A 17999-nucleotide genomic window follows, 5' to 3' on the forward strand; every position below is an offset into this window, starting at 1 on the left:
TATTCGACAGTCGTTGTAGACAATATACATTGCACTACGCCGCTACAACAACAGAGATCACCCGCTGGTTCCTTCACGAAACCCTTAAAAATCAATCATTTGCAGAATTGTTCGGGTTATCCCGATGTAGTCAAACTACACAACGACTCGGAGGTCGTCGATACTTCGTCCAGCGCTGCCCTCCGGTAGCATTCTTGCTCTCGTGCTCCGAGGGCCGGCATTGATGAACACCCCAACCCGTCCCAGCTCCGCGCTGACCGTTCAACGCAAGCCTGGGTCCAAGACCTCCACCGCGATGAAGCCGTCTGCTCTTACCCCTGAAGACAAGGCCTTGCGCGCCGCCTTCGAGGCTGCCTACGAGCGCGAGATCTCCCAGTCCAGCCACGGCGCCACGCCGCAGGCCGCGCTGCATGCCGCGGCCATCGCCTGCCGCGAGACGCTGGCCCGCCGTTGGGCCGCCACGCAGCAGGCGGATGCCGCGCGTGGTGACAAGGCGCCGGTGCGCCGCGTGCACTACCTGTCGATGGAATTCCTGATGGGCCGTGCGCTGTCCAACGCGCTGGCCGCACTGAAGCTGACCGCGCCGCTGGAAGCCAAGCTGGCCGAGCAAGGCCTGGCCCTGGGCGACGTGCTGGAGCGCGAACCCGACGCGGCGCTGGGCAATGGCGGCCTGGGCCGCCTGGCAGCCTGCTTCCTGGACTCGTTTGCCGAGCTGGAACTGCCGTCCTTCGGCTATGGCCTGCGCTACCGCTACGGCACGTTCGCGCAAGTCATCAGCCAGGGCCGACAGCTGGAGCAGCCCGACGACTGGACGCGCAACGCGCCCGACTGGGAGCTGCCGCGCCATGACCTGCGCTATCACGTCGGCTTTGGTGGCCGCGTGGAGGTGGATGCCTCCGGCGTGCGCCGCTGGCAGCCGGCCGAGAGCATCGAGGCCGAGGCCTTCGACTTCGTCGTGCCCGCGCACTACAGCCAGCGCGTGTCCACGCTGCGCCAGTGGCAGGCCACGGCCGCGCCCATCGCGTTCAAGCCGTTCTGCGAAGGCGACTACACCCGTGCCGCCCGCCATCAGGTGCTGGCCGATTCCATCAACTGGGTGCTGTACCCGGACGACTCGACCGAAGCCGGACGTGAGCTGCGCCTGAAGCAGGAGGCCTTCCTCGTCAGCGCTTCGCTGCAGGACCTGGTGGCCCGCCACCTGCGCGAATTCGGTTCGCTGCACAACCTGGGCAAGACGAACGCCATCCACCTGAATGACACGCACCCGGCGCTGGCCCCCGCCGAGCTGATGCGTCTGCTGCTGGACGAGCACGGCCTGGGCTGGGACGAGGCCTGGAAGATCTGCTGCCAGGCGGTGGCCTACACCAACCACACGCTGATGCCTGAGGCGCTGGAGACCTGGCCGGTGCGCATGTTCGAGCACCTGCTGCCGCGCCATCTCGAGATCATTTACGAGATCAACCACCGCTTCCTGGAAGAGCTGCAGCAGCGCTTCCCCGGCGACAACGCACTGGCCGCACGCGTCTCGCTCATCGACGAAGGCAGCCACGGCGGCGAACGCCGCGTGCGCATGGCGTCGCTGGCGCTGGTGGCTTCGCACCGCGTGAATGGCGTGGCCGCGCTGCACTCGGAGCTGATGGTGCAGACCATCTTTGCCGACTATGCCCGCATCTGGCCCGGCCGCTTCCACAACGTCACCAACGGCGTCACGCCGCGGCGCTGGCTGCAGCAGGCCAACCCGGCGCTGTCGTCGCTGCTGGACAGCCGCATCGGCGATGGATGGCGCAAGAACCTGGCCGAGCTGGGTGAACTCAGCGCGCTGGCCGGCAATCGTGAGCTGGGCGAGGAGTTCCTGGCCGTCAAGCGCGCCAACAAGGAGCGCCTGGCCGGCGTCATCCGTCGCGAGCTGGGCCTCGCGGTCAACGTGGACAGCCTGTTCGACATCCAGATCAAGCGCATCCACGAGTACAAGCGCCAGCTGCTGAACCTGCTGCACGTCATCAGCCGCTACCAGGCCATCCGCGACAACCCCGACGCGAACTGGGTGCCGCGCACGGTCATCATTGCCGGCAAGGCGGCGTCGGCCTACCAGATGGCCAAGAGCATCGTGCGCCTGGCGCACGACGTGGCCCGCGTCATCAACAGCGACCCGCGCGTGGGTGACAAGCTCAAGCTCGTCTTCCTGCCCAACTACAGCGTCACGCTGGCCGAGAGCATCATCCCCGCGGCCGATCTGTCGGAGCAGATCTCGACGGCCGGCACCGAAGCCTCGGGCACCGGCAACATGAAGTTCGGCATGAACGGCGCGGTGACCATCGGCACCTGGGACGGCGCCAACATCGAGATGGCCGAGGCCATGGGCGTGGAGAACATGTTCGTGTTCGGCCTGCGCGCCGACGCGGTCGCCAAGATCAAGCAGCTGGGCTACGACCCCAAGCTCTACGTCGAAGAGAATCGCCAGCTCAAGCGCGTCATCGACGCCATCTCCGCCGGTGTCTTCAGCAATGGCGACACCGAGCGTTACCGCAGCCTCGTCGACAGCCTGCTGGGCCGCGACGTCTACCTGCTGATGGCCGATTTCGCCGATTACGTGGCCACCCAGGCCAAGGTCGACCAGCTGTTCGCCGACCGTGCCGCCTGGGCGGAACGTGCCCTGCGCAACATCGCCGGCATGGGACCGTTCTCGTCCGATCGCACGATCGCCGAGTACGTGGACCGTGTCTGGTCCGTGAAAAGTCTGACCTGAACTGATGCTCACTGAAGCCGACCTCGACGCCCTGCTGGCAGGCCGCCACGCCGACCCCTTCTCGCGGCTGGGCCTGCACGCGGACGACAAGGGGCGGCTGTGGGTGCGCGCGTTGCTGCCGGGCGCGGCCGAGGTCGCGCTGCTGGATGCCGGCAAGGACAAGCGCCTGGTGGAGCTGGAGCAGCGTCGCCCGGGCTTCTTCGAGGCCCAGGTGCCGCGGCGCAAGCACCGCTTCGACTACCGGCTGGCCGTGCGCTGGACAGGCGGCGGGGAGGGCGTCTATGCCGACCCCTATGCCTTCTACCCGCAGCTGGCCGATGCCGAGCTGAAGGCTTTTGCCGAAGGCAGCAACTTCAGGCCCTGGCTGAGCCTGGGTGCGCATCTGGTGCAGCACGGCGACGTGGCCGGCGTGCGCTTCGCGACCTGGGCGCCGAATGCCCGCCGTGTCAGCGTCGTGGGCAGCTTCAACAACTGGGACGGCCGCCGCCACCCGATGCGGCTGCGCCACGAGGCCGGTGTGTGGGAGATCTTCGTGCCGCACGCGGCCGAGGGCGACCTCTACAAGTTCGAGATCGTGTCGGGCAACGGCACGCTGCTGCCGCTGAAGGCCGACCCCTATGCGCGCCGCGCGCAGCTGCGGCCGGACAACGCCAGCGTCGTCGCCGCGCTGCCGCCGCCCACCGCGCTGCCGCGCCAGCGCGAGCGTGCCAACCGGCGCGAATCGGCCATCAGCGTCTGCGAGGTGCATGCGGCGTCGTGGCGCCGCGGCGTGTCGGGCGACTTCCCGACCTGGGACGAGCTCGCCGAGCACCTGCCCGCCTACGTGGCCGACATGGGCTTCACGCACCTGCAGCTGATGCCCATCAGCGAGCATCCGTTCGACGGCTCCTGGGGCTACCAGACGCTGGGCATGTATGCGCCCAGCGCGCGCTTCGGCCCGCCCGAGGGCTTTGCCCGCTTCGTGAAGGCCTGCCACGACCAGGGCCTGGGCCTGCTGCTGGACTGGGTGCCGGCGCACTTCCCGACCGATGCCTTTGGCCTGGCCGACTTCGACGGCACGCGGCTGTACGAGTACGCCGACCCCAAGGAAGGCTTCCACCGTGACTGGAACACGCTGATCTACAACTTCGGCCGCACCGAGGTGCGGCAGTTCCTGATCGGCAGCGCGCTGTACTGGATAGAGCGCTGGGGCGTGGACGGCCTGCGCGTGGATGCCGTCGCCAGCATGCTCTACCGCGACTACTCGCGGCCGGCGGGCGAGTGGATCCCGAACGTGCGCGGCGGCCGCGAGAACCTCGAGGCCATCTCGCTGCTGCGCGAGATGAACGAGCATATCGGCGAGGTCGAGGGCGCCATCACCGTGGCCGAGGAAAGCACCAGCTTCCCCGGCGTCTCGGCGCCCACCTACGCCGGCGGCCTGGGTTTCCACTACAAGTGGAACATGGGCTGGATGAACGACACCTTGCGCTACATGGCCGAGGACCCGATCAACCGCCGCTGGCATCACGACAAGATGACCTTCGGCCTGATCTACGCGTTCAGCGAGAACTTCATGCTGCCCATCTCGCACGACGAGGTCGTGCACGGCAAGGGCAGCATGCTGGCCAAGATGCCGGGCGACGACTGGCAGAAGTTCGCCAACCTGCGCGCCTACTACGGCTTCATGTGGGGCCACCCGGGCAAGAAGCTGCTGTTCATGGGCCAGGAGTTTGCGCAGCGGCAGGAGTGGAACCACGCCGAGAGCCTGCCCTGGGGCCTGCTGGAAGACGACCGCCATGCCGGCGTGCAGCGCCTGGTGCGCGACCTGAACAAGCTCTACCGCGCGCAGAGCGCGCTGCACCGGCTGGACTGCGAGGGCGCGGGCTTCGAGTGGATCAGCGCGCATGACGCCGAGCACTCCATCTACGCCTGGGTGCGCCGCGACGGCACGGGCCGGATGGTCATCGTCGTCTGCAACATGACGCCGGTGCCGCGAGAGGGCTACTCGCTGGGCGTGCCCGACGGCGTGACCGCCTGGCGCGAGGCGCTGAACACCGACTCGGCCTATTACGGCGGCAGCAACATCGGCAACGGCGTGGCCGCGGCCGGCCTGCCGGTGCAGGACCAGCCGGCCCATGGACGGCGGCTGTCCATCACCATCAACCTGCCGCCGCTGGCGACGGTGTTCTTTGTACCGATCTGAAATGGAAATCAAAGGCAACCACAGAGGCACAGAGACACAGAGGAAAGCCAGAGGCGGTATTTCTCTGTGCCTCTGTGCCTCTGTGGTTCCATTTCGTCGGTGCTTCTAGATGGCTCATCTCCCCGACTTCCAATCCGGCTGGCATGAGCCGCTGGGCTCGCACGCCCGCGACGGCGGCGTCAACTTCGCCATCCCCAGCGAGCACGCGACGAAGATCGAGCTGTGCGTGTTCGACGGCGAAGGCCAGCGCGAGCTGCGCCGCTACACGCTGGACGGGCCGCACGACGGCGTGTTCCACGGCTTCCTGCCGGGTGTGGGGCCGGGTCTTGTCTATGGCATCCGCGCACATGGGCCGTATGCGCCCGATCTCGGCCACCGCTTCAACCCGCACAAGCTGCTGCTGGACCCGTGGGCACGCGAGATCGTCGGCCACTTCGGCTGGCGCGCCGAGCACCACGGCTACGAGCTGGGCCATCCCGAAGGCCCGCGCTCGCTGGACACGCGCGACAACGCGACGCAGGCGCTGAAGGCCCGCGTGGCACCACCGCCCGAGGCCCATGCCCGAGCTCACAAGCCGCGTCGCGCACCGGCGGATGTCGTGCTGTACGAGGTCCACGTGAAGGGCTTCTCCCGCCTGCTGCCCGGCGTGCCGGAGGACTTGCGCGGCACCTATGCAGGCCTGGCGCACCCAGCCGCCATCGCTCATTTCAAGCGGCTGGGCATCACCACGCTGTCGCTGCTGCCGGTGCACTACTGCATTGACGAGCCCCACCTCGCCGAGCGCGGCCTGCACAACTACTGGGGCTACAACACGCTGGGCTTCTTCTGCCCCGACCCGCGCTGGGCGCAGGCCAGGCATCGCCACGACCCCAGCGCCGTGACGGCGGAGTTCCGCCACATGGTGGACACGCTGCACGAGGCCGGCCTGGAGGTGGTGCTGGACGTCGTCTATAACCACACGCCCGAGGGCAATGAGTTCGGCCCGACGCTCTCTTTCCGCGGCCTGGACAACATCACCTGGTACCGCCTCGCCGCCGACGACAAGGGCCGTTACGAGAACCTGACCGGCTGCGGCAACACCGTGCGCTGCTCGCAGACGCGCGTGACGCAGTTCGTGCTGGACTCGCTGCGCTACTGGGTGGCAGAGATGGGCGTCGATGGCTTCCGCTTCGACCTCGCCCCCGTGCTGGGCCGCACGCGGCAAGGCTACGACGCCGGTGCCGCCTTCTTCACCGCGTTGCGGCAAGACCCAGTGCTGGCCGGCGTGCACCTCATCGCCGAACCCTGGGACGCGGCCTACGACGGCTACCAGGTGGGTCGCTTCCCTGGCCGCTTCCTGGAGTGGAACGACAAGTTCCGCGACGCCGTGCGCAGCTACTGGCTGGGCGTGGGCAGCAGCCGTGGCGAGTTCGCGCGGCGCTTCATGGCGTCCAGCGACGTGTTCCATCACGGCAAGCGCATGCCCACCGCGTCGGTCAATTTCGTCGCCGTGCACGACGGCTTCACGCTGGCCGACCTGACCAGCTACAGCACGAAGCACAACCACGCCAACGGCGAGGACAACCGCGACGGCCGCGACGGCGAGCTGTGTGCCAACTTCGGCGCCGAGGGACCGACGGATGACGCCGCCATCAACGCCACCCGCGAGCGCGTGCGCCGCGCGCTGCTGGCCACGCTGCTGCTGGCCCAGGGCACGCCCATGCTGTGCGCCGGCGACGAGATCGCCAACAGCCAGGGTGGCAACAACAACGCCTACTGCCAGGACAACCCGACGACCTGGCTGAACTGGGACCAGGCCGATTTCCGCACGACCGAGCTGGTCGCCCGACTGCTGGCGCTGCGCGCGCAGGAGCCGCTGCTGCGCCACCCGCGCTGGTTCGCGTCCACACCGGGCGACGCCAGCATTGCCTGGTACGCCCCCAGCGGCCATGAGATGACGCCGCACGACTGGCATGACGCCGGCCAGCGCGCCTTCGGCGCCCAGCTGCGCGAAGCCGGCGCTCAGGCGCCGCGGCTGATGATCGTCTTCAACCCCGACCCCGCGCCGCTGCCCTTCCTGCTCTGCAACGGGCCGTGGCAGCTGGTGCTCGACAGCAGCGGCGAATCGGCCGCGCCTCTTGTCCTTCCCGGCCAGCCGCTCAACGTGCCGGCCCGTTCCCTCGTCGTCTTGCGCCACGTATGAACCTGAACCAACGCTCCTCCGGTGTGCTGCTGCACATCACCTCGCTGCCCGGCCCGCACGGCATGGGCGACTTCGGCCCCGATGCCTACCGCTTCGTCGACTGGCTGCAGTCCGCCGGCCAGAGCGTGTGGCAGCTGCTGCCCACGACTCCCATCGGCCCCGGCGACAGCCCCTACCAGGGCGTGTCCGCCTTTGCCGGCAGCCAGTGGATGGTGGCGCTGGAGCCGCTGATCGCGAAGGGCTGGCTGGCGCAACCCGACGTGCCGGCCTTTAGCGGCACGTCCATCAACTACGGCGAGGTCACGCCCTGGCGCGAGCAGCAACTGCGCGCCGCCGCCAAGGGCTTCTTCGCGAACGGCAGCGCCGCGGACAAGAAGGCCTTCGCCGCCTGGTGCGACGCGCAAAAGAGCTGGCTGGACGACTATGTGCTGTTCATGGCCATCCGCTCGCCGCTGAACGGCCAGCCCTGGTGGACCTGGGAAGACGGCCTGAAGAAGCGCGAGCCCAAGGCCATCGCGAAGGCCCGCAAGGACTACGCGGACGAGATCGCGTTCTGGCAGTTCGTGCAATGGCAGTTCGACGTGCAGGCCGGCGCGCTGAAGGCCTACGCCAACGAGCGCGGCGTGAACCTCATGGGCGACCTGCCCATCTTCGTTGCGCACGACAGCGCCGACTGCTGGTCGCGCCCCGACCTCTACTACCTGGACGACGACTTCCAGACCACCGTCGTGGCCGGCTGCCCGCCCGACGATCTCGGCCCGCTGGGCCAGCGCTGGGGCAACCCGCTGTACCGCTGGGACAAGATGGCCGCCGAAAACTACGCCTGGTGGACGGCCCGCGTGAAGCGTGCGCTGAGCCAGGCCGACGTGTTCCGCATCGACCACTTCCGCGGCTTTGCCGGCTACTACGAGATTCCCGCCAGCAGCCCCGACGCCCGCCAGGGCCAGTGGCTCAAGGGCCCGGGCATGCCGCTATTCGACGCCATCCGCAAGGCCCTGGGCCCGCTGCCCATCGTGGCCGAGGACCTGGGCTTCATCACCGACGACGTCAACGAGTTGCGCGACGGCTGCGGCTTCCCCGGCATGAAGATCCTGCAGTTCGCGTTCGGCGCCGAAGGCGATCACGAGTTCCTGCCGCACATGTGGCCCAAGACCTCGGTGGCCTACACCGGCACGCACGACAACGACACCGTGCGCGGCTGGTGGAACCAGGCCAAGCCCCGCGAACGCGCCTTCGTCGGTTCCTACCTCGCCTGCGGCGAGCACGACATCCACTGGGCCATGATCCGCGCCTGCGCGAACTCGGTGGCCAACATGGCCGTCTACCCGCTGCAGGACGTGCTGGGCCTGGGCACGGAACACCGCATGAACGTGCCCGGCATCCTGGGCGGCAACTGGGGCTGGCGCTTCCGCTGGGACATGCTGGGCCACGAGCCGGCGCGCGTGCTGGGGCTGATTACGGCGGCCAGCGGGCGCGGGCCGTTCGAGCTGCTGAAGTTGCCGGCGTAAGTTCTAACCGACACACCGCGATTCGGGGGGGCGCAAGGGCTACCCCTTGGATACGACCATTAGCATCGCGCCTGCGCTGGGGCGTCCTGCCCCCGGCCACTCACAGGGATAGCTAAATGATGAAATACAAGATCCTCACGGCTGCCAGTCTGTTGATAAGTGGAGTCGTATCCGCCGCCACACTGGACACCGACAATTTCTCCGTGACCTATGACGACGCGACGCTTTTCGGCGCAGCCCGAGTTTTCGAAACTGGCATTGCCGGGCGTTATGGTCTTGAATGGACGGTGCCTAGTACGGTCTCGTTTGTGCAAAACGGCGGTCCCGCTAGCTCAATCGAGTTTGTATTACCTACTTTCACCGTGACGGCAAAGAACGGCAGTGAGTTGAACGGTCTGTTCAGCGGTAGCGTAGGTAACCTCGTGTACTCCCAGTTCAATGGATCGGCCACGGCGTACATTGGCGCTTCCGTCGCCCACGACGGCGTACCCATGTACAGCTTGGAATGGTGGCCTCTGCTGCAGACAGAAAGCACGAGTAATTCGGGTTACTTCGCCAGCAGAACCAATTTCGCCTTTCCGCTTGATGGGTTGCACAGCGTGACGTTTTCGGATGCATTCATCCATTTCGATGCAACTCGGTACGCCTATGTAGCAGTGACGGGTCAACCCCAAAACCGGCTGACCTTCGAGTTTGGCGTTGCAGCAGTGCCTGAACCCGAGAGCTATGCGCTGATGCTGGCCGGCCTTGGTATCGTGGGCTTCTTGGCAAGCCGCCGCCGTCAAGGCTGAATTCCAGCCTGGCAATTAACAAGGGCCCCTCGGGGCCCTTGTCATTTTCAGCGCGTGATTTCCAGGATCAGCGGGCTGCGTGCCGGCACCGTGAGCCGCTCGCCCAGCGCCTGTGTCTGGCCACTCATCACGTCTCGGGCGCGCTGACCCGGCGCCACGCGTTCGGGGAAGCGGGCCAGCGGCAGATCCACCGGCTTGGCGGTCTTGTTCAGCGCCACCATCAGCGTGCGGCCCGCGTCGAAGCGGAAGAACACATGGCAGCCCTCCAGCGGCGCGTACTGCATCAGCGCGCCGTCGTGGATCAGGCGTTCGCCCTTGCGCCAGTTGAACAGGCGCTTCACCCAGTCCTGCATGTCGCGCTGCTCGGGCGTCAAGCCGGTGCCGTTGAAGGCGTTGACCGGGTCGCCGGCCCAGCCGCCCGGCATGTCGGCGCGCACGCGGCCGTCGTCGCGCTCCAGCGGGCTTTGCAGCAGGATCTCGCTGCCGTAGAAGACCTGCGGGATGCGGCGCGTGGTGGCCATGTAGGCCAGCGCGAGCTTGGTCAGGCCGGCGTCCTTCTTCAGCAGCGAGTACATGCGCGGCGTGTCGTGGTTGCCGTCGAACAGCACCAGGTTGGCCGCGTCGGGGTAGACGAAGTCGTGCGCCAGGCCTTCGTAGACGCGGGTCCAGCCGGTGAAGGGGCCGTCGTCCTCGACCAGCGCGGCCAGCAGCGCCGAGTTCATCGGGAAGTCCATCATGCTGGGCGTGTGCGACACATAGCCGTCGTGGTTGCGCTTGCCGCGCTGCCAGTAGGACACCACGGCCGGATGCGGGCTCCATTCCTCGCCGACGATGTTCAGCCGCGGGTACTCCTGCATGACGCGGGCGGACCAGCGCGTCAGGAACTCGCGGTCGGAGTAGGAGTAGGTGTCGGTGCGGATGCCCGACAGCCCGAAGCGTTCGATCCACCACAGCGTCATCTGCGTCAGATAGGTCGCCACCTCGGGCCGCCGCTGGTTCAGGTCGGGCATGGTGGGCACGAACCAGCCGTCGGTGAAGCGCTTGCGATCGCTGGGCGCGGCGTAGGGGTCTTGCAGCGTCATGCGCGCGTGGTGGGTCTCCGTGTAGCCCTGTGGCCACTGGTTCAGCCAGTCCGGAGCGGGAAGATCGCGCATCCACCAATGGCCGCTGCCGATGTGGTTGAGCACCACGTCCTGGATGACGCCCACGCCCTTGGCCCTGGCCTCCGACGTGAAGGCGCCGAAGTCGGCGTTGCTGCCGAAGCGTGGGTCGATGCGATAGAAGTCGGTCGCCCCATAGCCGTGATAGCTGTACTTCTCGCTGTTGTTCTCCAGCAGTGGCGTGGGCCAGACCTGCGTGAAGCCCAGGCCGGCGATGTAGTCGATGTGCTTGCGCATACCGGCCAGGTCGCCGCCGTGGCGGCCGCCGTGGTCGGCGCGGTTCACGCCTTCCTTCATGCCGGCCAGGCCGAGCTGCGCGCCTTGCGAGAAGCGGTCGGGCACGACCAGGTAGATCGCATCCTTGGGGCCGAAGCCCTGGCGCTCGGCCGAGCCGGGTGCGCGGGCCAGCAGCGGGTAGCGCAGCGTCGTGCCGCCCACGGTCAGCGCCAGTTCGCCGGCCTGGGCGGCGGGCGACACGTCGAGATCGACGAACAGGTAGTTGGCGCTGGCCGCGCGGTGGCTGGCCTTCAGCGTGACGCCGGGGTAGGGCGCCAGCTGGGGCTTGGCATCGGCCACGCCGGCGCCGTGGATCATCAGTTGCAGCGAGGTGTCGCGCATGCCCACCCACCAGTTGGGCGGTTCGATGCGGTGGGTGTCGGCGGAGGCGGGGAGAGTCATCAGCAGGGCAGTGGCGAAAGTGATCAGGGCTTGATTCATTGCGCTTCCAGTCGATAGACACGCAGTGACAGGGGCGGCAGCGTGGTGCCGGCGGCTTTCTTGGGGTGCAGCAGGCGGGCGCGCGCGGGCAGGTCCAGCGCGGCCGGTTGGTCGCCGTAGTTGATGGCCACCAGCACGCGCTCCTTGCCGAACACGCGCTGGAAGGTCCAGACCTGGCCGTTGACCTGGTCGGCCTCGTAGCGGCCCAGCGTCAGCGCGGGTGACGCGCGGCGCAGCGCGATCAGCTCGCGGTAGAAGTTGAACAGCGAGCCGGCATCGCGCTGCTGGCTGTCGGCGTTGTGGCGGCTGCGGTTCAGCGCCAGCGGGCGGAAGGGCGTGGCGTTGCTGGTGAAGCCGCCGGCCGCGGTCCAGCTCATCGGCGAGCGCAGCGGCGCATCGCTGTCGGGCGGCGCATCGATGCCGGCCTGGCCGATCTCCTCGCCGTAGTAGACGAAGGGCGTGCCCGGCAGCAGCAGGTAGCTGGCCGCGGCGAGGCGGTAGCGGGCCTCGTCGCCGCGCAACTGGTCCCAGACGCGCTGGCCGGTGAAGATGTCGTGGTTGTGCAGGAAGGTGGCCATCTCCGGCTTCATCGCGCGGTAGTAGTCGGCCAGTTTCTGCACGGCCGCTGCATCGCCCTTGGCGGCCTTCATCAGCTCGTAGTTCTGGTTGAACGCGAACGCGCCGCCGCACAGGCCCGGCTCGCCGTAGGCGATGGGCTCGGCCGTCGCCTCGCAGACGGCGTAGCGGCCGGGGTAGCTCTTGATGAGGTCCTGGAACTGCTTGGTCAGCGCGCGGCTCTCGGGCTGGTCGTTCCAGTCCTTGGCGTTGTTCTCGATGAAGTGGGGCACTGCGTCCAGCCGGTAGCCGTCCAGCCCACGGTTGAGCCAGAAGCGCAGCGAGTCCTCGTGGTACTTCACGACCGCCGGGTTGCGCATGTTGAAGTCGGGCATGTGCGGCCCGAAGGTGCCGAAGTAGATGTCGGGCGAACCGGACTTGAACGGTGGCAGGTCCTTCAGCGCGCCGGTGAAGGTCCAGGGCTGGGTGGCAGCGTCGTACCAGGGCACCTTGCCCCAGATGTCCCAGCCGGGGCCGGGGTCGGGGTTCCAGACGAACCAGCTGCGCCAGGGGCTGGCGCGGTCCTTCAGCGCGGCCTGGAAGGGCGGGAACTGGTAGGACGAATGGTTGATGACGTAGTCCATGACGATGCCGATGCCGCGCTTGTGCGCCTCGCGGATCAGCTCGTCGAAGTCGGCCAGCGTGCCGTACTGCGGCTCGATGCCGCGGTAGTCGGTCGTGGCGTAGCCATGGTCGTGGTCGGAGCTGGCGGTGATGGGCATCAGCCAGATGCCGCTGATGCCCAGCTTCTTCAGGTAGTCCAGCCGGCGGGTGAGGCCCTTCAGGTCGCCGATGCCGTCGCCATCGCTGTCCTGGTAGCCGCGCACGAAGATCTCCATGAACACGCCGTGCTGCCAGTTCGCCGGCAGGCCGCTGGCACGCGGTTGGGCGGGCACGGGGCGGGTGTCGATCTGCGCCTGGGTGCCGGCGGCCGCAGCGGCCAGCGCGAGGGAGAGCAGGAGTCGCTTGGGGCTGGCGTTCATCGTGTGTAGGTGTAGACGCGCAGCGATTGCGCGGGGGTGTTGATGCGGGCTTGGCCGGTGGCGTCGCTGCCGGCGTGGGCGCCACCGGCGGCAGCCAGCAGCGTCGCGTTCGCGGGCAGGCCCGTCAAGCTGGCTTCCGTGGCGGTGCTGCCGAAGTTGATGACCACCACCGCGCCTTGCGTGGCCGTGCGGCGCTGGAAGCTCAGTAGCGTGCCGGCGGCGGTGGCGTTCGCGTAGTCGCCATCGCGCAGCGCGGGCGTGCCGTTGCGCAGCGCCAGCAGCGCGCGGTAGTGGTTCAGCAGCGAGTCAGGGTCGGCCTGCTGGGCGGCGACATGGTGGGTCGCGGCATTGGCGGCCAGGGCGCGGTAGGGCGTGCCGGTCGTGAAGCCGTTGCCGCTGCCAGCGCTCCAGGCCATGGGCGTGCGCAGCGCCGGGTCGCCGCTCAGCGCCGTGCTTGCGCGCAGACCGATTTCCTCACCGTAGTAGATGAAGGGCGCGCCCGGCAGCAGCAGGTAGGCGCTGGCGGCCAGCTTCAGTTGCGCGACGTTGGCATTGAGTTGGTCGGCCGGGCGCTGGCCGGCAAAGCCGTCGTGGTTGGACAGGAAGGGCGACATGCCGGCCGACGCGGTGTTGAAGTAGTCGGCCAGCGCGCTGACCGACGCGGCCTGGCCGCGCGCGGCGCCCAGCAGCGCGGGGCTGAGGTCGAAGGCGAACGCGCTGCCGCAGGCGTTCGCGGCCCCGAAGCCGCGCGGGTCGGCCGGACCTTCGCAGACCATGTGGCGGCGCGCATAGCCGTTCAGCAGCTGGCGCATCTCGTTCATCAGCGTGTAGTTGCGCGGCTGGTTCTCCCACGCGGCGGGGCCGTTCTCGACCAGGTTGCCCACCGCGTCGAAGCGGAAACCGTCAACGCCGCGGTTCAGCCAGAAGCGCAGTGCATTCTTGTGGAACTCGACGACCTCGGCCTTCTGCAGGTTGAAGTCGGGCATCTGCTCCCAGAACGGCGCGAAGTAGGCACCGTTGGCGGTGCTGCGCCACGGGTTGGCGCCGTAGATGCTCCAGCCGCTGGGGGCCGGGTTTTGCCAGACGTACCAGTTGCGCCAGGCGTTGCTGGCCGAGTCCTTGGCGTTGACGAACAACGGGTGCTGGCCGGCGCTGTGGTTGATGACGTGGTCGATGACGACGCCGATGCCGCGCGCATGGGCCTGCTTCAGCAACTCGTCCAGGTCGGCCAGCTTGCCGTAGGCGGGCTCGATGTCGCGGTAGTCGGTCACCGCGTAGCCGTGGTCGCCGTCCTGGCTCTTGGTGATGGGCATCAGCCACAGGCCGGTGACGCCCAGGTCCTTCAGATAGTCCAACCGGCTGGTGAGGCCCTTCAGGTCGCCGATGCCGTCGCCGTCGCTGTCCTGGTAGCTGCGCACGAAGATCTGCATGAAGGCGCCGCGCTGCCAGCCGTCGGGCAAAGCGCTGCCCGGGTCGGCCATGGCGACCGCGCTGACGTCGGGTGTCGGCAAGGCCGCGGGCGCTGGGGCCGGCGCGGGAGCCGGCGCAGGCGAGGGGGCTGAGCCGCCACCGCCTCCGCAGGCCGTCATGGCCAGGGCGCACAAGCTGATGGCAAGCCGTGAAGTCTTGCTTGTCTCGGTGTTCATGTAATCAAACTACGCGCTGATTTGCCGCAAGCATAGCGAACCCAAAGAGAAAAAATCTCTAGTGACTTCCATTGATGTAGTTTTGCTACTATCGAAAAACAACAAAGGAGACTTCATGCCATCCCGTCACACGCTGGTCGCGCTGCTGGGCCTGACGCTGATTGCCGGCGCCGCCCGCGCGGCCGATCTGGACGACTGCAATGCCGACGTGCCGGTGCCGGCGCCCGCCGCACCAGCGCCGCTGGAGGCCTACTGGCTGGACGCGCGCACCGTGCAATGGCCTGGCCTGAAGCTGCAGCCCGGCGAGCGCGTGAGGCTGCATCACGCGAAGGCCGCGGGGCTGGTGGCGGCGCCGGGTGGCGCGGTGGCCGGTGCGGATGGCGCTGTCGAACTGGTGCCCAGCACCGCCGCGCTGCCGGCCCGTTTCAGCTTCATCGGCGCGGGGCCGCGTTTTGCGCTGGCGGCGGGTGCGGACGCGGCCTCGCTGTTGCGCGAGCAACTGCTGCTGGTGCATGAGGGGGTCGATGGCCGCGTCATCGCGGCGACCGGATTGCAGATTCCCGGCGCGCTGGACGAGCTCTACGCAGCCGCCGAGAAGGCCGACGACCTCGGCGCGCATCCGGCCAAGGGGGCGACGCGCTTTGCCGTCTGGGCACCCACCGCGCAGCGCGTGCTGCTGTGTCGCCATGCGCGTGGCGATGCGCCGGCCATGGCGGTCGACGCGATGCGCCTGGACCCGGCCACCGGCATCTGGCGGGCCGAACTGCCCGGCGATCTGAGCGGCCAGGCCTACAGCTATCTGGTAGACGTCGTCGCGCCCGGGCACGGCCGTGTGCGCAACCGCGTGACCGACCCGTATTCGGTGGCGCTGACGGCCGACTCGCGGCTCAGCGTGGTGGCCGATCTCGCGTCGCCCCGGCTCAAGCCACCGGGCTGGGACAAGAGCCGCGCGCCTTCACGAGTGAAGGCCGCGACCGACCAGGTCATCTACGAGCTGCACGTGCGCGACTTCTCGCTGACCGACGCGAGCGTGCGGCCCGCCTGGCGCGGCAAGTACCTCGCGTTCACCGAGCCGCGATCCAACGGCATGAAGCACCTGAAGGCACTGTCCCAGGCCGGCATGACGGACGTGCACCTGCTGCCGGTGTTCGACCTCGCCAGCGTGCCCGAGCGCGGCTGCAAGACGCCCATCGTGCCCAGCGCCGCGGCTGACAGCGAGGCCCAGCAGGCCGCCGTGATGGCGGACGCGGCGAACGACTGCTTCAACTGGGGCTACGACCCCTGGCACTTCAACGCGCCTGAGGGCAGCTACGCGACCGACCCGCTGAAGCGCGTCGTCGAGTTCCGTCAGATGGTCATGGGCCTGCACGGCGCCGGCCTGCGCGTGGGCATGGACATGGTCTACAACCACATGGCAGCGGCCGGCCAGGCGCAAAAGTCGGTGCTGGACCGTCTGGTGCCGGGCTACTACCACCGGCTCAACGCCAAGGGCGACATCGAGCGCTCCACCTGCTGCGACAACACGGCCACCGAGCACCGCATGATGGCCAAGCTGATGATCGACTCGGCCGTGCTGTGGGTGCGCGAGTACAAGATCGCGTCCATGCGCTTCGACCTGATGGGCCACCAGCCGCGCGAGGCGATGGAGCGGCTGCAGCGCGCGGTGGACGCCGCCGCCGGCCGGCCCGTGCAGCTGCTGGGCGAGGGCTGGAACTTCGGCGAGGTGGCCAACGGCGCGCGCTTTGTGCAGGCCTCGCAGCTGAGCCTGAACGGCAGCGGCATCGGCTCCTTCAGCGACCGCGCCCGTGATGCGGCGCGCGGTGGCGGGGCCGGCGAGGGCGGCGACGACAGCGTGCGCCGCCAGGGCTGGTTGAACGGCATGGGCTATGCGCCGAATGCGCTCGGCGACCGTTCGCGCAACGATCTGCTGAACTCGGCCGACTTGATCCGGGTAGGTCTGGCCGGCTCGCTGCGCGGCTACGAGCTGACGACGTGGACGGGAGAGAAGAAGCGCCTGGAGCAGCTGGACTACGCCGGCCAGCCGGCCGGTTTCGTCAGCCAGCCCGGCGAGGTCGTCAACTACACCGAGAACCACGACAACCAGACGCTGTTCGACGTCAACGCGCTGAAGCTGCCGCTGGCCACCAGCCGCGAGGACCGCGCCCGCGTGCAGGCGCTGGGCGCGGCACTCGTCGCGTTCAGCCAGGGCATCGCCTACTTCCATGCCGGCCAGGACATCCTGCGCAGCAAGAGCATGGACCGCAACAGCTATGACAGCGGCGACTGGTTCAACCGGCTGGACTGGACCTACCTGACCAACCATTTCGGCACCGGCCTGCCGCCCAGGCAGGACAACTTTGGCCAGAACGGCCGCGACTGGGCGCTGGCGAAGGAGCGGCTGGCGCGCGCCGCCGAGATCGCGCCCGGCCCGGCCGAGATCCAGTGGTCGCGCGACGTGTTCCGCGACCTGCTGAAGATTCGCGCCAGCACGCCGCTGCTGCGGCTCGCCAGCGCGGCCGAGATCGAGAAGCGCTTGAGCTTCCCCGGCAGCGGCAAGGACCAGAACCCGGTGCTGATCGCCACCCGCATCGACGGCCGCGGGTTGAAGGGCTTCAAGGCCGTGATGACGCTGATCAACGTGTCGCCCGAGCCGCAGCGGCTGAGCCTGCCCGACGAGGCGGGTGCCGCCTGGCGCCTGCATCCCGTGCAGCGGCAGGGCGCCGATGCGCGCGTGGCGAAAGAGGCGAGCGCGGCGGCTGGCGTCTTCAGCGTGCCGGCCCGCAGCGCGGCGGTGTTCGTCGTCGAGTGATCAGCCTGCGTGGTTGCGACGACGGCGCATCAGCGCACCCAGCAGCGCCAGGCCGGCGGCGCCCATCGCCCAGCTTGACGGCTCGGGGACGGCGGCAGCGAGACGGAAGTTGTCGAAGCCGTTGAGTTCGACGATGGCGTTGTTGGACTCCAGCGTCACCGTCAGCGAGGTCACGTTGGTCAATGCGCCGGCGAGGTTGCCGCTCCAGGTGGCCCCGTCCAACGTTGCGGAGAAGGTGTTCCAGCCGCCGCCGGGCGCGGGGCTGCCGGTGCCGGCGCCGTTCAGCACCAGCGACGCGCTGCCGCCCGAGCCGGTGATCGTGACCGTGCCGAAGCGCGGCAGCGAGGTCAGGTCGGCGGCGACGCCGTTGAGGTTGATCGCGTCGAAGGACACGGTGCCACCCAGATAAGCCGACAGGTTGCCCCGGTAGGCCGCGGGCGCCGCGACGCTCATCCAGGTGGACTGGGTGTCCAACTGCTGCAGATAGCCGGCGGCGGCGTAGGTCACGGTGCCGCCCGCGCCGGTCCAGCCGTCCAGGCCGGTGTCGAAGCTGGTGCTGATGTCGGCGTGCGCCGTCAGGCACAGCGCCGTGGTGCCCAGCAGCAGAGCGGTGCGCAAGCGCGGGGTGAATGGCATGGCGGTCTCCGGATTGAGGTTCAA

At 68.4% G+C, this 17999-nt stretch carries 10 protein-coding genes; 6 read left to right on the forward strand and 4 right to left on the reverse strand.

The window, feature by feature from the left end:
- Positions 1–223 precede the first annotated feature (223 nt).
- The 5 genes from J2X21_RS07290 to J2X21_RS07310 all read left to right on the forward strand — a co-directional run bounded on the left by J2X21_RS07290 (position 224) and on the right by J2X21_RS07310 (position 9409).
- Positions 224–2746, forward strand: coding sequence for a glycogen/starch/alpha-glucan phosphorylase (locus J2X21_RS07290; RefSeq protein WP_310326695.1), 2523 nt, complete (start codon positions 224–226; stop codon positions 2744–2746).
- 4 nt (positions 2747–2750) lie between these two features.
- Positions 2751–4928 carry a 1,4-alpha-glucan branching protein GlgB gene (gene glgB, locus J2X21_RS07295; RefSeq protein WP_310326697.1) on the forward strand — a complete coding sequence of 726 codons (2178 nt, stop codon included), beginning with the start codon at positions 2751–2753 and terminating at the stop codon, positions 4926–4928.
- Between the two features lie 109 nt (positions 4929–5037).
- Positions 5038–7110, forward strand: coding sequence for a glycogen debranching protein GlgX (gene glgX / locus J2X21_RS07300; protein ID WP_310326698.1), 2073 nt, complete (start codon positions 5038–5040; stop codon positions 7108–7110).
- A complete protein-coding gene (gene malQ, locus J2X21_RS07305) occupies positions 7107–8618 on the forward strand; it encodes a 4-alpha-glucanotransferase (protein WP_310326700.1) in 1512 nt (503 codons plus the stop codon). Before glgX ends, malQ begins: the two co-directional genes overlap by 4 nt.
- A 116-nt stretch (positions 8619–8734) precedes the next feature.
- A complete protein-coding gene (locus tag J2X21_RS07310; protein WP_310326702.1) occupies positions 8735–9409 on the forward strand; it encodes a PEP-CTERM sorting domain-containing protein in 675 nt (224 codons plus the stop codon).
- Between the two features lie 47 nt (positions 9410–9456).
- On the opposite strand, the gene J2X21_RS07315 is transcribed toward J2X21_RS07310, so the two are convergent.
- From J2X21_RS07315 to J2X21_RS07325, 3 genes are read right to left on the reverse strand one after another with little or no spacing between them, the layout of a single operon-like run.
- Positions 9457–11247 carry a glycoside hydrolase family 13 protein gene (locus J2X21_RS07315; protein ID WP_310326703.1) on the reverse strand — a complete coding sequence of 597 codons (1791 nt, stop codon included), beginning with the start codon at positions 11245–11247 and terminating at the stop codon, positions 9457–9459.
- Positions 11248–11282: 35 nt separating this feature from the next.
- Positions 11283–12884, reverse strand: coding sequence for an alpha-amylase family glycosyl hydrolase (locus J2X21_RS07320; protein ID WP_310326705.1), 1602 nt, complete (start codon positions 12882–12884; stop codon positions 11283–11285).
- Positions 12881–14395: an alpha-amylase family glycosyl hydrolase gene (locus tag J2X21_RS07325; protein WP_310326707.1), complete on the reverse strand. Its 1515-nt coding sequence runs from the start codon at positions 14393–14395 to the stop codon at positions 12881–12883. The genes J2X21_RS07320 and J2X21_RS07325 overlap by 4 nt, the downstream gene beginning before the upstream one ends.
- A gap of 250 nt (positions 14396–14645) precedes the next feature.
- On the opposite strand from J2X21_RS07325, the gene J2X21_RS07330 reads away from it, so the two are divergent.
- Positions 14646–17339, forward strand: coding sequence for an alpha-1,6-glucosidase domain-containing protein (locus J2X21_RS07330; protein ID WP_310326709.1), 2694 nt, complete (start codon positions 14646–14648; stop codon positions 17337–17339).
- Here the strand turns inward: J2X21_RS07330 and J2X21_RS07335 are convergent, their stop codons facing one another.
- Complete coding sequence (locus J2X21_RS07335) at positions 17340–17975, reverse strand: PEP-CTERM sorting domain-containing protein (RefSeq protein WP_310326710.1); 636 nt, start codon at positions 17973–17975, stop codon at positions 17340–17342. It abuts the gene before it with no gap.
- Between the last annotated feature and the right edge of the window lie 24 nt (positions 17976–17999).

This window comes from Roseateles asaccharophilus (assembly GCF_031458115.1).
GTDB lineage: Bacteria > Pseudomonadota > Gammaproteobacteria > Burkholderiales > Burkholderiaceae_C > Pelomonas > Pelomonas asaccharophilus_A.

Bases quoted from the DNA above. Each gene is read 5' to 3' on its own strand.
- J2X21_RS07290 (WP_310326695.1), top strand. From the start codon at position 224: ATGAACACCCCAACCCGTCCCAGCTCCGCGCTGACCGTTCAACGCAAG.
- glgB (WP_310326697.1), top strand. From the start codon at position 2,751: ATGCTCACTGAAGCCGACCTCGACGCCCTGCTGGCAGGCCGCCACGCC.
- glgX (WP_310326698.1), top strand. From the start codon at position 5,038: ATGGCTCATCTCCCCGACTTCCAATCCGGCTGGCATGAGCCGCTGGGC.
- malQ (WP_310326700.1), top strand. From the start codon at position 7,107: ATGAACCTGAACCAACGCTCCTCCGGTGTGCTGCTGCACATCACCTCG.
- J2X21_RS07310 (WP_310326702.1), top strand. From the start codon at position 8,735: ATGATGAAATACAAGATCCTCACGGCTGCCAGTCTGTTGATAAGTGGA.
- J2X21_RS07315 (WP_310326703.1), bottom strand. From the start codon at position 11,247: ATGACTCTCCCCGCCTCCGCCGACACCCACCGCATCGAACCGCCCAAC.
- J2X21_RS07320 (WP_310326705.1), bottom strand. From the start codon at position 12,884: ATGAACGCCAGCCCCAAGCGACTCCTGCTCTCCCTCGCGCTGGCCGCT.
- J2X21_RS07330 (WP_310326709.1), top strand. From the start codon at position 14,646: ATGCCATCCCGTCACACGCTGGTCGCGCTGCTGGGCCTGACGCTGATT.
- J2X21_RS07335 (WP_310326710.1), bottom strand. From the start codon at position 17,975: ATGCCATTCACCCCGCGCTTGCGCACCGCTCTGCTGCTGGGCACCACG.